At 41.5% G+C, this 14,018-nt stretch carries 12 protein-coding genes; 8 read left to right on the top strand and 4 right to left on the bottom strand.

What is annotated here, in order from left to right:
* Nucleotides 1–62 precede the first annotated feature (62 nt).
* The 8 genes from dapA (at nt 63) to B0X70_RS13790 (ending at nt 10,690) form a co-directional block, all read left to right on the top strand.
* Nucleotides 63–962, top strand: a complete 900-nt coding sequence (dapA, locus tag B0X70_RS13825) for a 4-hydroxy-tetrahydrodipicolinate synthase (protein ID WP_036779722.1) — start codon at nt 63–65, stop codon at nt 960–962.
* Nucleotides 963–978: 16 nt separating this feature from the next.
* Nucleotides 979–2,028 carry an outer membrane protein assembly factor BamC gene (gene bamC, locus B0X70_RS13820; protein WP_217469595.1) on the top strand — a complete coding sequence of 350 codons (1,050 nt, stop codon included), beginning with the start codon at nt 979–981 and terminating at the stop codon, nt 2,026–2,028.
* Nucleotides 2,029–2,301: 273 nt separating this feature from the next.
* Entirely contained in the window at nt 2,302–2,745 is a 444-nt protein-coding gene (locus B0X70_RS13815) for a type III secretion system chaperone (protein ID WP_336246291.1), read from the top strand.
* Nucleotides 2,732–3,898: a VopS family T3SS effector adenosine monophosphate-protein transferase gene (locus tag B0X70_RS13810; RefSeq protein WP_217469593.1), complete on the top strand. Its 1,167-nt coding sequence runs from the start codon at nt 2,732–2,734 to the stop codon at nt 3,896–3,898. The genes B0X70_RS13815 and B0X70_RS13810 overlap by 14 nt, the downstream gene beginning before the upstream one ends.
* Before the next feature lie 435 nt (nt 3,899–4,333).
* A complete protein-coding gene (purC, locus tag B0X70_RS13805) occupies nt 4,334–5,047 on the top strand; it encodes a phosphoribosylaminoimidazolesuccinocarboxamide synthase (protein WP_036779728.1) in 714 nt (237 codons plus the stop codon).
* Between the two features lie 587 nt (nt 5,048–5,634).
* Nucleotides 5,635–7,350 (top strand): ABC transporter ATP-binding protein, encoded by a 1,716-nt coding sequence (locus B0X70_RS13800; protein ID WP_246593295.1) that lies wholly within the window; start codon nt 5,635–5,637, stop codon nt 7,348–7,350.
* Entirely contained in the window at nt 7,347–8,993 is a 1,647-nt protein-coding gene (locus B0X70_RS13795; protein WP_110087024.1) for an ATP-binding cassette domain-containing protein, read from the top strand. Before B0X70_RS13800 ends, B0X70_RS13795 begins: the two co-directional genes overlap by 4 nt.
* Before the next feature lie 521 nt (nt 8,994–9,514).
* Nucleotides 9,515–10,690, top strand: coding sequence for an alpha/beta hydrolase (locus B0X70_RS13790; RefSeq protein ID WP_217469591.1), 1,176 nt, complete (start codon nt 9,515–9,517; stop codon nt 10,688–10,690).
* Nucleotides 10,691–10,701: 11 nt separating this feature from the next.
* Here the strand turns inward: B0X70_RS13790 and B0X70_RS13785 are convergent, their stop codons facing one another.
* Genes B0X70_RS13785 through B0X70_RS13770 form a run of 4 tightly spaced genes read right to left on the bottom strand, consistent with a single transcriptional unit; the run spans nt 10,702 to nt 14,008 of the window.
* Nucleotides 10,702–10,932: a phosphopantetheine-binding protein gene (locus tag B0X70_RS13785; RefSeq protein WP_036779738.1), complete on the bottom strand. Its 231-nt coding sequence runs from the start codon at nt 10,930–10,932 to the stop codon at nt 10,702–10,704.
* 34 nt (nt 10,933–10,966) lie between these two features.
* Entirely contained in the window at nt 10,967–12,190 is a 1,224-nt protein-coding gene (locus B0X70_RS13780; protein ID WP_217469590.1) for an ABC transporter permease, read from the bottom strand.
* Between the two features lie 2 nt (nt 12,191–12,192).
* The gene (locus B0X70_RS13775) at nt 12,193–12,858 is read right to left on the bottom strand and encodes an ABC transporter ATP-binding protein (RefSeq protein WP_217469589.1); all 666 of its coding nucleotides are present in this window, start codon (nt 12,856–12,858) and stop codon (nt 12,193–12,195) included.
* A complete protein-coding gene (locus B0X70_RS13770; RefSeq protein WP_246593294.1) occupies nt 12,842–14,008 on the bottom strand; it encodes an efflux RND transporter periplasmic adaptor subunit in 1,167 nt (388 codons plus the stop codon). The genes B0X70_RS13775 and B0X70_RS13770 overlap by 17 nt, the downstream gene beginning before the upstream one ends.
* Nucleotides 14,009–14,018 lie beyond the last annotated feature (10 nt).

Raw genomic sequence — 14,018 nt, 5'->3', positions numbered from 1 at the left:
TAGTTTCCTTCTGGATGACTAAAAAGTACCATTGAGTTCTTGTTTGTATAGGGGGTAATGTAATGTCTAGCGGGAGATTTGAATTTACAGGTAGCATTGTTGCGCTGGTAACACCAATGGATGCAAATGGTCAGGTTGATAAGGTCAGTTTGAAAAAGTTAATCGATTACCATGTTGCTAGTGGGACATCAGCGATAGTCTCGGTCGGGACAACCGGAGAATCAGCCACATTGAGTCATGATGAGCACGGTGGTGTTGTTTTGACAACCGTAGAATTGGCGGATGGGCGTATTCCGGTTATTGCCGGAACAGGTGCAAATGCGACTGCTGAGGCAATATCCCTAACGAAACGTTTTGAAAACAGTGGTGTTGTTGGTTGCCTAACGGTAACGCCTTATTATAATAAGCCGTCGCAAGAAGGTTTATATCAGCATTTTAAAACGATTGCTGAAAATACGGATTTACCACAAATTCTGTATAATGTGCCTTCTCGTACCGGGTGTGATCTGCTGCCGTCAACTGTAGCGCGTTTGGCGAAAATTAAAAATATTGTCGCAATTAAAGAAGCTACAGGGAACTTAAATCGTGTCAGTCAAATCCAAGAATTGGTTAATGATGATAGTTTCATCTTATTGAGTGGTGATGATGCAAGTGGGTTGGATTTTATCCAGCTTGGTGGTAAGGGGGTTATTTCTGTTACTGCAAACATTGCAGCGCCTGATGTTGCTAAGTTTTGTGAATTGGCATTAAACGGCCAGTTTGCAGAGGCGCGTAAGGTGAATAATCGCCTGATGGATTTACATCGTCAGCTATTTGTTGAACCTAATCCGATTCCAGTTAAATGGGGATGTTACAAATTGGGTTTGATTGCTGATGACACCGTGCGTTTGCCGATGACGCCATTGACAGATGCAGGAAAAGTCTCAGTTGAAAAAGCCTTGAAAACGGCCGGATTACTGTAAAATTTAGGGAATTTTAATGGCAATATTGTTGCAAAAATCGAAGGTGATAAAGGTTGCTGGTATGTCACTTGTCGTGTTACTGGCCGCCTGTTCTAATGACCAGAGCTATAAACGCCAAGTCAATGATGATGACACATATCTTGAAACACCTCCCCTGAAGGCGTTGAAAGTTCCTGCGGGTATGGCATTGCCATTGCAGAATGGTGAATATGATATTCCAGCAATAGCCTCTAAAGGGCAGGTTGGGAAAGCACTTGATATTCGCCCGCCATCTCAAACATTAGCCCTGTTGAGTGGTTCCCGTACTGAAAACAGTGCCAAGAGCAGTAAGTTGCTACTTGAAGACACGCCTGAGAATAGCCATTTGTGGTCACAGATTAACAATGTTTTGTTGAAAAAAGGTTATCAAGTTAGCCAACGCGATGATGCTAGCCAGACATTGACAACTGATTGGATCGATTGGCCGCGTGCAGATGAAAATGTTTCATATCAGACTCGCCATCGTATTAGTGTTGTACGCCAGAGCTATCAAATTGAGTTATCCGTGACTAATGAAGGGCTGAGACAAGGTGATCAACAGGTCACTGATCCTATTGAAATCCAGCGTTATAACTCACTGATGCTCAATGAATTAATTGAAGGTGTAAACCAGCAGCGCGAACGCGTTAGCGATGATGCCGTGGCGCGTAATCTAGGTCCATTGGATGTACAGAGTGGCGGTGACACATCTGGATTACCTCAGATAATTGTTCGTGCGCCATATAATATTGTTTGGGATAGATTACCGGCAGCACTGGAAAAAATAGGCATGAAAGTGGGTAGCCGCAGCCGTTCAACAGGGGCTATCACTGTGACTTATAAAAGCCTCAGTTCATCTAGCTGGAAATCAATGGGTGTTAGTGAACCATCCATTAGTGAAGGTGATTACAAATTACAGGTTGGTGATTTGAATAACCGGAGCAGTTTACAGTTTATTAGTGATAAAGGTAAACCGTTGACCCAATCACAAAATGATGAATTAGTTGCAGCGTTGAAAGCCGCTTTTAGCCAGACAACGGGATTATAGGTTTAATAAAGGGGTGAAAAGCCCTCGGATTATTGACAAAGCGCTGGCTGTCTAGCTAGCGTTTTGTTTTTATATAAAAAACGAGTTTGGCGCGAGATTAAGAAGGCTCCCAACGCAATTTTTCCTCGAATCCTCGATAATCAATTGTGAATTTATCTGTAACTGCCTAATACCGATTGCTAATATACAAAAGATAGACTATATCTGACAGTCATCATATTTCTGAAAGCTTAAAATCCTGTCATCAAAATAATTGATTTTCCTTTCTCTACTATGAATGATCATTTCACTAATATATTAATGACCGAACTGGCAACTAAATTAGGCATGAATAGACTCTCCTTTGATGAAGAGGGGAATTGCTTCTTACTTGTCGATAACTCTCTGCCTGTTATTTTGCGTCGCCAGGAAGAACATTTAGTCATTATTTGCCAAATAGATATGGTACTTCCAGATTCAGCAGATGCTGATACTCTTCGTTATTTGCTCAATACAGCACTTAATCCATTAAATAACCGGCTACCTGGTATTGGTTGGCATCAGGAGCTTGGGGTTGTTGCGTATAAAATATTGCCCTTACTACATCTAACGGCCAATAAGTTGGAGCATGAATTGTCTGAATTTATTACTTGGGCAAATAAATTTCCATCGTCACTATCACAGAAAAGTACCTTGCCGTCGTCTTATGACAGGAGAATGATTTATGATCGAATTTAAGAATCTTGCTGTATTACAACATGCCTCGCCACAAATACAAGAACAGGTTCGTAGCGAAGGTAAACTGCAAATTGCTGGCCGTGAATACCATATTAATGCAGATCTGCAACAGGTTCTGCGTACGCACCCAAAAGGCAATCACTTTGCCCGCTTTTTTGAAGGGGTAAGTAAATTTTTCTTACATGGCAGTAGTGCTTCAGTAGCCAAAGAGGTGACTAAAACCCTCTTTTCTACAGAGGGGGCACAGCAACAGCGTTTACAGAGTACAGATTCGGTCAGCCATGCTCGTATGTTGTTTAAGGATGGTAATTTGCAGACATCAGAACAAGTACTAGAAAAATTAAGGACGGTAGATACACATAAAATGACAGAAGCCATGTTGGCTGAACATACGCTTTTACTACAGCGTACTATGTCAGAATCGCTACAAAATACAGAGACGGGTAAAAAATTACAGGATTTGATGGGACATCAGGCAACAGCCCAATTGACCAACAAATTGGTTGCCCCCCAACAGTCTTTTGTCAGCCTTGAACAATTGCGTAAGCAACCTTCGGCTGCTAATGCTGTTGCCAGTCTTGAGCCAGTTTTGATGATGGAAGAGAAGAACTTGCTGGCGGCCCAACATCATCAAGAAGCAATAAGAGGCCAAGATCTTAGCCAAGGCATTTATGCAGAAACACTTTCTGAAGAGTTTTATAACCCAGGTAAATTAACTGATAATGTTGATCGGGCTGCGGCTTGGATACTTAAGGCATCGACTTCGGGGGGGAATGAGTGGAGTAACTTCACAGCGCTACTCAAGGAGTATACCCATAACGACAAAGATCTGACTGATAGCCAAGTCCTCAAGGAACTTCATCATAGATTGGTTCCAAACATAGAGCGTGATTATCGTGGCCCAGCAATCAGCGGCGGGAGTCTTCCTTCTAGTATAGGTGGTGCAGCAATGCTGGCACATCATTTGGAGACATTGGATAAAGCAGATCCCCAGATTGGGAAACAGCTTTTTGCTGCTGTCGTCGGTTTTCACGGTTTCACTGATGGTAATGGCAGGATGGGACGCCTCCTCTATGCGCTGACAGAACTGAGAGCGGATCAATTTACCCCCCTTTCGGTCAAAGCAGAAAATGCTTTGCATGGGATTCACTGAAAAAAAGCCTGCATATGTATGCAGGCCAGCTTATTGGCCTAGCGCTGTGTTAAGAATGTCCCTTTCATGTAATTTCTTCCTAAAACTCAGGAAATTTAAGTTAATATCGCTTATTACCGCTGCTTACCATACTGCTAAGGTATTGACGATATTTTGGTTTTGTACTGCTTAGTAATTTAGAAATACAGAATCGATTAATTTTTTTATTAGCTTTACTTACCGAATGGACTTTTGGCTAAGTTTTTCGAAGGTTACCAGCTTGCCTTGAAACTGATTAGGGAAGAGAGGAAGTTTTTTAGCATGACGCTTGGCTGTTTTTTGGACTAACCAGATAACTATAGAAAAAATCAGCCCTTTGGACAGGATTTTATCGACAATCTGTTTTATTATTTATCTATGGTATTTATACAGTAGTAATATCTCTGGAGATATAAGATGCAAAAAAAAGCTGAGTTGTATCGTGGAAAGGCGAAAACGGTGTATACCACGGATGATCCTGATTTGCTCGTGCTGGAGTTCCGTAATGATACATCAGCATTGGATGGCGAACGTATTGAACAGTTTGATCGTAAAGGGATGGTGAACAATAAATTTAACCATTTCATTATGAGCAAATTGGCAGAAGCAGGGATTCCGACACAAATGGAACGGCTGTTATCGGACACTGAGGTATTAGTTAAAAAGCTGGATATGGTGCCGGTTGAATGTGTTATTCGCAATCGGGCTGCGGGCTCATTAGTTAGACGCCTTGGTGTTGAAGAAGGTTTGGTATTGAATCCACCTCTGTTCGACTTGTTTCTGAAAAATGATGCTAAGCACGATCCAATGGTGAATGAGTCTTATTGTGAAACTTTTGGTTGGGTTAGCAAAGAACATCTGGCTGAAATGAAGGAATTGAGCTACAAGGCCAATGAAGTATTGAGCAAATTGTTTGATGATGCGGGTTTGATTTTGGTTGACTTCAAACTGGAATTTGGTTTGTTCAAAGGCCAGGTAGTTCTGGGGGATGAATTCTCTCCTGATGGTAGCCGTTTGTGGGACAAAGAGACTTTGAACAAAATGGATAAAGATCGCTTCCGCCAAAGCCTTGGTGGCCTGATTGAAGCGTATGAGGAAGTAGCGCGCCGTATCGGCGTTATTTTAGACTAATTGCGCAAACGATTACTTGGGCCGAAAGGCCCTTTTTATTGGCCTCTTATGGCCAAATCTCATCCGACTACTAAGTAGTTAATATGAATTAATCCAATTATAGAATAGACTAGCCCTTTGCAAGAGATAATTTGCTTAAACTTAGAACAATTTAAGGCATGTTAATATTGAATAGGAATTCATTTATATAATCGCTATATATTTTAAAATTACTATAATTCATTGTAATTATTGGTATTATTTATCCCATCTACGATTCTTCGTTTGGAATAAGTTACTTATTATTCATATTGGCGATATATTTTTCAATTAGTGCATTAAATAACCTAACAAAGGTATTGATATTGTCGGATAAAGTATCAATTTTATTTTTCGGCTATTTTCTTGTGATAGCGTTTATAAACATTTCAATCAGATCGTGATAAATGCGGGTATTTTGCGATAATTACATTTTGCTAAATGTGAACCAGATCTTGCTGTTGTGATCGATCTGTTATTAATAACCTTGATGTTGGCTGCATACACTGATGTTGCAAATAACATCGCTAATTTTGATGAGGTGCCATAACCTAAAGATGAAAAGCGTGATGTCAAAGAATTTAACTGTATGGCGGATATTGCTACAGAGTGCCATACCATTTAAGGGGACAGTTTTATGTGCGTTTTTGGCCTTAGCCGTTACATTATCGTGCGATCTAAGCGGTCCTTATATTATTCGGAATTACGTTGATAAGGCGACATCAGGGACGACTGTTGATCAACTTATCATGTTGGCAATCATTTATGTTTTTATTGCGTCGATTGGTGTTATCGGTAGTCTGGTAACCAGTTACATGAGCACCAAGGCAGGTTGGGGTATTGCTGATACTATTAGATATAAGCTCTTTCATCATGTGATGACAGTTTTACCTGTATTGGAAATAGAACGACGATCGCAGGGGGAGTTGCTGGAAAATATCGAAGGTAATGCTGATATTATAGGAAAAACGATTTCTAAAGCAGGCTTCAAAGCCATTGCTAATTTAGCGCTGACATTAGGGACATTGATCATTATATTCAGCGTCATGCCTCAGGCAGGTATTGCCATAGCAATCGTCGTCATACTGGTGGCGTATGTATTGATTCAGTTAACCAGACTTTCTGTCCGTCGTTGGCTAATTGCGAGAAATGAAAAAGCTAAAATCTTTGGTTTTGTTGGTGATTCATTACATGCAATGGATGATTTACAGCCATTGTCGCAGGCGCATTGGCCTGCCATTGCATTTCGTAAGATGCTGTCAATGTTGCTCAAGTTTGAACGCAGTGCCTATATTGGCGGCAGGGTTTTTTGGCCAATTACCCAGATCTTTTTTGCACTCTGTTTCGGTATAGGTTTTGGTTTTGGGCTTCAATTACTTGGTGTGGGCAGCTTAAGCATCGGTACATTAACGATGGTTTATCTCTACGTTGATAAACTTCGGGAACCGGTGGAGGATATGTCATCAGAAATAGAGCTGATACAGAAATTATTTGCTGCTTTGTCACTTTCGGCAAAAATGTTAAATGAAGGTACCCCAGATAAATCATCGGATAATTTATTGCCTGATGGTCCTCTCTCTATCCATTTCGATAATGTTGATTTCAGTTATAACGGAGAAGAAACGCAGGTTTTGCATGGCGTTAATTTTTACGTCGCTCCGGGGAGCAAAATTGGCATTATTGGTAGAACGGGAGCGGGAAAAAGTACCATTCTTAATTTGATGTGTGGATTTGCGCGACCCGATTCAGGAAGAGTGACCATTGGCAATGTCGATGTCTCAACCATTCAGCCGGAAGAGTTTGCGAAAAAGATTGCTGTTCTTAGTCAACGTTCTCATCTGTTCTCCGCAACGTTGCGGGAAAATTTAACGCTTTTCAGTAATGAAATATCTGACGATCAAATTTGGGAGGTTCTTCAAGAATTAGATGCGCTTGAATGGGTTAGGGCACTGCCAGATGGCCTTGATACACAGGTTGGTACTAATGGTCTGATGCTATCAGCAGGAGAAATTCAAATGATAGCGGGTGCCAGAGTGATGTTACAGCATTGCTCGTTAGTGATTATTGATGAAGGAACTTCTCAGCTTGATCCCCGAACGGAAGAGAGTTGGCTGAAATTGCTTGAAAAGTTAAGCCGCAATTGCACCGTAGTGATGGTTGCACATCGCCTTCACACGCTTTCGGTCGTTGATGAAATTATCATTATCGATGATGGACGGATTCAACAACGAATCCCTGAAACAGAAGTCGCAATGTTAACGAGTAATCATGGGCTTATGGTATGACTATATCCAATGTATCAACTAAACTTAAAATGTTACCGGCTTTGACTGAGCTGATAAAAAAGTTTGCTCCTCTCTATTTCATTACCATGTTTGTGTGGACGTTAATGCATGGTTTTCCTCTGTTGATTGGTTATCAAATCAGCAAATTACTCGATAGAGCGATGAATGAGCCAACTAACCCTGTCGTCTGGTGGTTGCTGGCCTCTGCGATTGCGACTATGGTCTTGCGATCACTATTTCTATTCTTGGGATTAACCTTTGATTTTACGTTGATTTTCAAGGTCAGTGCTTACCTGAAAGAGCGGGTTTTGTGGGGAGTGAGCCATTGTTCTCACGATCAGAGACAGGCTTTTTCTCAAGGCGATATACTGAACCGTATTCGTGATGATAGTGATGAGATTGCGGAATTTCTGAGTTGGACCTCTGATTTTATTTACCGCGCATTACTTTTAATTATCGCATTAGTTGTGCTTATCAACACTGACATAATAACCACACTTGCTCTTATGCCTATGATTGTGGGCCTTTGGGTCGGGGCGATACTTAAACGCAAGGTAGGGAATTTACAGAAGAGTAAACGTCAATCGCAAGGGGACATTGCCGGCAAGATTACTGATGTCTTAACGGGGATACGCGACTTGCGTCTTGGCAACAAAATGGAAGGGCAGATTGAGCGGTTATCGCAGAAATTTGTCAATCGACGGGCTATTCAAGCCAAACATCAGGTATTTACTGACCTTCTTTCTGGGCTGTTCAAAAATATTGTCATACTTGGGACGTCGGCTGTTTTATTGATAGTGAGTAAACGAATTGTCGATGGCAGTTTTACGGTAGGTAATCTGGCATTATTTTTGACCTATATCGGCTGGATCAGTGAACAAATACTTTTCTTTGGTCGGTCAGTTGCCTATTACAAAAATGCTGATGTGTGTTATGGCCGAATCAGGCAGTTTCTGGCAAATAGTAAAAAAGAAACCAAAGAATATGGGCAAGATGAAATCTTACATAAGCTAAGTGTTAATCATCTAGCTTACTCAAAAACTCAGCCTCCTGTTTCGTTTGAGGCAACGGCTAATCAGGTTATTGGCATTGTCGGTGATATTGGTTCGGGTAAAACCACCTTTTTGCGTTACCTGATTGGTCTGGAAAAATCCAGTTCCGGCAGTGTACTTTGGAATAACCGAGAGGTTCTGGGCAATGAAAACTGGTGGCGGAATCCACGTATCGGATATGCCAGACAGAAAGCGGGTTTTTTTGGTGGAACCGTAAGGCAAAACCTCGCGTTGGGTGATAAGGATATCGATGATGATGTCATGGTGCGGGCGCTGGAGGCGGTAGGTTTGACGCCCGGCTCATACGAATTGCCGGAAGGACTCGATACCGTCATTAATTCTGGCAGTGCCGGTCAATTATCTGGCGGCCAGCGTCAGCGTTTGGCATTGGCCCGGATGTTATGTCGTCCCGCTGATGTTTATATTGTTGATAACTGCGATTCGTCATTAGATACGGATACGGCTCGTCGTTTATGGACTGTTTTACCTGAGCACTGGCCTGGTTTGTGGATTGTTGTTTCACATAATGCCGATCTTCTCGCTAAAGCGGATCATATTGTCACCGTTCAACAACGGAGAGAATTAGCATAATCCATTGGATATCCACTCCTGGCTAAGTCGGTAGGAGTGGATGTCAATATAAAATGGTATATATTTTTTCCATATCTGGTGAGGGGGGATTATGAGTAAGTAAACTATTTATAGTATGAAACTTGAATCAGATCCGCATGATTACTTCGTGGCTGCTATTGCGGTGAATATGTGGGCATTTGCAATAGGGTTGAGTTAATAGTTCACTCTGTTATATTGTAAATATGAAAAGAGAGGTTGTTATGGTAAAAATTGCTGATTATCCACTTTTCGCCTTGAGCATCATAATCGTGCTTTCCTTCAGGAAAAGGTTGATATCGCACGCCAATCTGTAAAAGAGGGTAATGGTGTTGAACATAGCGACGTAAAAGCGATTTTTGCGGCTCGAAGAGAACAGGTTAAAGCTCGTAAGTGAACGTGATTTGGACACTCAGGCGCTATTGACTGGTTTATGAGGACTATCTGGATTTTAGCTTTAGTACATACATCGCGGTTGTGGCCGCAAGAAGTTGAGTAATTACATGCTTATTAAGAATTTAATTGCCACATTGGAAGGTGAAATACAGATATTAATAACTACATTGCTTAATGAGCAATGGGAAGCAGCCAGGGAATTAATGAATGAATCATTACGTATGGCGGCTGATGATTTGGCTTTAACTGTATTGGCAGACAGTTTGTGTAACTCAGATATCGATATTATTTACCAGCAGCAAGGTGCTTGTCATCTGCGGCTAAATACCCTCAATGGAAAGTTTAATCTTTATATTGGGATTAAAGATCGGCAAATTGATTCTCTCACTCTATCTCGATGCCCAATACCTGATGCGTATGCAAAACAGGGTATTTTTATCGAAAAAACGTTAAAGACGTTTGGTCTTAGAGATATCCCGGATGGTTTGGTATGTTTGCCATCACCACATAATGATGCCAAAGCACTTGTTTTATTGCTTGCGGGTTCTGGTCCGCATTCGATGGATTATGATGTTGGGCCTAATCCACTGTTTCGTATGTTGGCACATGAATTAAGTCAATATGGAATTGCGAGTGTACGTTTTGACAAACGTTATTACCGTATTCGGCAGAGAAATATGGACCCTGAGGTTGTCGATCTCAATACGGAAATTGTTGACGATGCTTGTAATATTCTGACCGGTTTAATGGGACATATTGAATTTCACGATATGCCAGTGTTTCTGGTTGGGCACAGTTTCGGCGGATATGTCAGCCCATTAATTGCAAAGAACTTACAGCAAAAATCGGGTTTAAATGTTACGGGTATTGCGATGTTGGCGGCGCCCTTCCGTAATTTACTCCGAGTGATTTTATCCCAATTACCCAGTGGGAAAGAGAAAGACGCAGTATCTCTTGAGAGCTTTTTGTCAGTGCCGGAGAGTTATCTCAAACAGATTGAGAATTATCATGCATTTGACTGCTTAAACAGCTTGCCTGCAATGCCGTTATTCTTTGCCCAGGGAGATCAGGATTTCCAGATTTTGCATAATGTTGATTTCACGATGTGGAAAAACGCACTGCAAAATAATAGGCAGGCAGAGTTCAAACTCTACACTGGATTGAATCATATTTTATTGCCCACAATGGGGTGCGATGGTGGCGAGGATTATCTGCAACCAGGTCAGATCCCGGTGCAGGTAATTGCAGATTTGGCTGCATGGATCAGCCACCATTCGTCATGAAATAGACAGCGCTATTTATCTTTTGCGAGCAGTTTGATCCAATCGTTGATTGTCGGCCAGCGAGCTAAATCTGCAAAGTTGACTGGGTACCCTGCATAATTTAGCCGATCAACCAGCATCAGCATTTTTACCGAATCGAAACCGATATCGAAAAGATTTTCATCCTCCGGTATTGTCTCTACTTCTGGGTAAAGCGCTCTGATTTCTCGATGTAAAATTTCATAGATAAGCTGATTTTTCATTGTGTCTCCAAAAAGTTTTATGAAACGAAACAAGCTACAATTCTCTGATACCTTCGATTGGCGCTGATGCGGCTGCGCGATGTGATGGATATACACCAAATACTACGGTAATAAAGCAGGCTGCGAGGGAAGCGAGTAAAAAGGAATAGAAAGAGAAACCAACCGCGATATCAAATAGTAATAAAATTCTGAAACCGATAAATGAGAATAACAATCCTAATAGTGTTCCCAATAGTGAAATCAAAAATGCTTCGGTAAGAAATTGGTAAAAAATATCGGAATAACTTGCTCCTACAGCAAGCCGTATACCAATCTCTCTTCTACGTTCTCTGACACTAATGAGAATGGTATTCATGACACTGACACCCGCGACAAAGAGGGTTACTGATGATATTGACAGCAGGAAAAGATTAATTTTTGATTGAGTTTCATGCAACGTTTTTAACAATTCCGTGGTATTACGTATCTCATAGCTTTGTTGATGTTTAAACCGTGATAACCGTTGTTCAACAGCGTATTTAACCGGCTCAATATGAGAGGCATCTTTGGCTTTCAACACCATGCCGCTAGGAGGCGTATGGCCGAACAGCCTAACCAGATAGCTGTTGCGTGGCAAAAATGCGGCATCATCGACACCCGCATCCATGCCTTCGCCTTTCTGTGTCAGGATACCGATAACTTGCATTGAGATGTCATTGATCTTGATGTTCTGCGCAAATGCGGTTTCTTTTTGTGGAAAAAGTCGTTCGGCCAGAGATGCTCCCAAAACAACGACATTTGCCAGAGCCGCATCGTCTTGTGGTGTGTAAAAACGCCCACGCTCAATTACCAAATTACGGATAATCGCGATATCTGCATTGGCGCTAATCAATTGAACATCAGCAGAGCCTTGTGGAGAAACTATCGTTCCTGGCGCAGTGTAAAACAGGGTGCTGTGGCTGATATGTGGATTATTTGCAAGTGACGTTATATCCTCTTGCGTCAGATAATTATTATGGGAATCGAAAGCGCCGTTTTTTTGTCCCTTGTATTTTACTGAAATGATATTACTTCCCATTGAAGAAACCATCTTAACAATATGATGCTTGGTTTCTATACCAATTGCTTGCATGATCACAATCGAAGCTACCCCGATGGCAATGCATAATAGAGTCAAGAAGACTCGTGTTTTATGAGCGGTAAGAGAGCGTACCGCCATTTTGAGGTTGAACAGGATAACGGTTAAATAAGCATTGAATTTTAAGGTTATTTTACTCATGTTCATTGAGTCACCAAACAACCATTATCCAGATACAGCTTGCGTTTGGCATATTCGGCGACAGCTTGATCATGTGTTACCAGGATGATACCGCACCCATTATGATGTAATTCAGTAAAAAACTGCATGAGATTGGTCGCATTAGTGGTATCTAACGCGCCGGTAGGTTCATCGGCAATAATAAACTTTGGGTTGTTAATCAAAGCGCGAGCTACAGCAACCCGTTGCTGTTCTCCCCCTGACAAATGGCGTGGGTATTTATCTAATAGATTGTTAAGTTGGAGGCGATCAATTAAGTAATGGAAATGTTCTCTGTCATAATCGAAGTTTCTTTTTAAGTAATACATGGGCATCAAGATATTTTCATCAATACGGTAATTTTCCAGCAAATTATAATTCTGAAAGACAAAGCCAAAATATTTTCGCCGTAGAAGCGCCAATGAGTGAATCTTTTGCTGAGTCACCGCGAGATCGTTAATAAGATATTCTCCCGCACTGGAGATGTCCAAAAGCCCTATTATATTCAATAAAGTACTTTTCCCTGAGCCAGAACGACCAAGAATAGCAACATAATCATTCTGGTTTATGGTTAAGCAAATATCTTTCAGGACAAGATGCCGTTTACTCTCATTGCCGTAGGTTTTGCAGATATTATTTAGCGTTATCATTGTTACTACCCCCGAGATTATCTTGTTTAGCAAGTACAACGATTTGCTCATTATTCTGCAATCCACTGACAACGACTGAACGTCTTCCATCATTATGGCCGATCAGCAATTTTCTTACTACGATGTTTCCATCTTTCATTTCACGTAAAAAATAGGTAGTTAGATCATCATTCAAAGGTTGATGCCGTTTATTATTCAGTATGTCGCTGGATATAGTCACTACTCCGGTGCTTTCGTGGGTCACAATAGTGACATCCGCACTCATACTGGGTTTGAGCAGGAGATTATCATTAGGGACATCAAATAGTACCGTATAATAGACGGCATTATTAATGAGATCAGGTTTATACATAATCTTCTTAACATTGCCGTGCCATATATGCTGATTTGCCCCATAGATCTTAAAGGCGGCTTTTTGCCCTGTCACAATTTGGTTAATATCTGCTTCGGAAACTTTTGCATAAACCGTCATATTTTTGAGGTCGGCAATTTGCATGAGAACCGGTGTCTGTTGATTGACATTCAGCGTTTGCCCCGGATCGACATGGATTGCAGTCACTACACCGGCAATGGGTGAATAGATTTGGGTATAACTGAGGCTGACTTCTTCGCTGTGTAAGATATGTTGATTCTGCCTGATATCTGCCTTGAGGCTTTCAATTCTTGCCTGGCTTTTTTTGACGCCAAAAGCCGCTTCATCCAGTAGTTGCTGACTGGTTGCGGAGCGCAGATTAAGCTCTCTTTGGCGTTTTTCCGTGATGACCAGTAGTTGATAGGCGTATTGTTCCTCCTGCAACATGGCCCGCAATTTTTCTAGCCGCGCTCGGCTGGCCTCAACTTTAGTGCGATAAAAAGTATCATCAATGCTGGCGACCAGTTTACCTGCTTCAACGATATCCCCGACCTCAACATATAACTTGGTTAGCTGGCCTGAGATTTGGCTGCCAACATTGACTTGTCTGGTTGGTTGTATAACGCCGGCGGCACTTACCGTAGTAATAACGTCACCTAATGTTCCGGTGACAATTTGTTCTGCCATAACCGCAGATGTCTCTTTTTGGCGAAAGTTGTTATAAAGCACGGCAAGAAAAACGATCATGACGATGGTGATAACAACCCATTTCTTTTTTTTAACCAGCACAATCAGCATCCATTTTAAT

It is taken from the genome of Photorhabdus akhurstii, from assembly GCF_019090985.1.
Classification (GTDB): Bacteria; Pseudomonadota; Gammaproteobacteria; order Enterobacterales; family Enterobacteriaceae; genus Photorhabdus; species Photorhabdus akhurstii.
This window is presented reverse-complemented; position numbering and strand designations above follow the sequence as displayed.

Excerpts from the sequence above, each read along its gene's own strand:
- B0X70_RS13800 (WP_246593295.1), top strand. The coding sequence starts at position 5,635 with ATGTCAAAGAATTTAACTGTATGGCGGATATTGCTACAGAGTGCCATA.
- B0X70_RS13795 (WP_110087024.1), top strand. The coding sequence starts at position 7,347 with ATGACTATATCCAATGTATCAACTAAACTTAAAATGTTACCGGCTTTG.
- B0X70_RS13785 (WP_036779738.1), bottom strand. The coding sequence starts at position 10,932 with ATGAAAAATCAGCTTATCTATGAAATTTTACATCGAGAAATCAGAGCG.
- purC (WP_036779728.1), top strand. The coding sequence starts at position 4,334 with ATGCAAAAAAAAGCTGAGTTGTATCGTGGAAAGGCGAAAACGGTGTAT.
- B0X70_RS13810 (WP_217469593.1), top strand. The coding sequence starts at position 2,732 with ATGATCGAATTTAAGAATCTTGCTGTATTACAACATGCCTCGCCACAA.
- B0X70_RS13790 (WP_217469591.1), top strand. The coding sequence starts at position 9,515 with ATGCTTATTAAGAATTTAATTGCCACATTGGAAGGTGAAATACAGATA.
- B0X70_RS13815 (WP_336246291.1), top strand. The coding sequence starts at position 2,302 with ATGAATGATCATTTCACTAATATATTAATGACCGAACTGGCAACTAAA.
- B0X70_RS13775 (WP_217469589.1), bottom strand. The coding sequence starts at position 12,858 with ATGATAACGCTAAATAATATCTGCAAAACCTACGGCAATGAGAGTAAA.
- bamC (WP_217469595.1), top strand. The coding sequence starts at position 979 with ATGGCAATATTGTTGCAAAAATCGAAGGTGATAAAGGTTGCTGGTATG.
- dapA (WP_036779722.1), top strand. The coding sequence starts at position 63 with ATGTCTAGCGGGAGATTTGAATTTACAGGTAGCATTGTTGCGCTGGTA.
- B0X70_RS13770 (WP_246593294.1), bottom strand. The coding sequence starts at position 14,008 with ATGCTGATTGTGCTGGTTAAAAAAAAGAAATGGGTTGTTATCACCATC.
- B0X70_RS13780 (WP_217469590.1), bottom strand. The coding sequence starts at position 12,190 with ATGAGTAAAATAACCTTAAAATTCAATGCTTATTTAACCGTTATCCTG.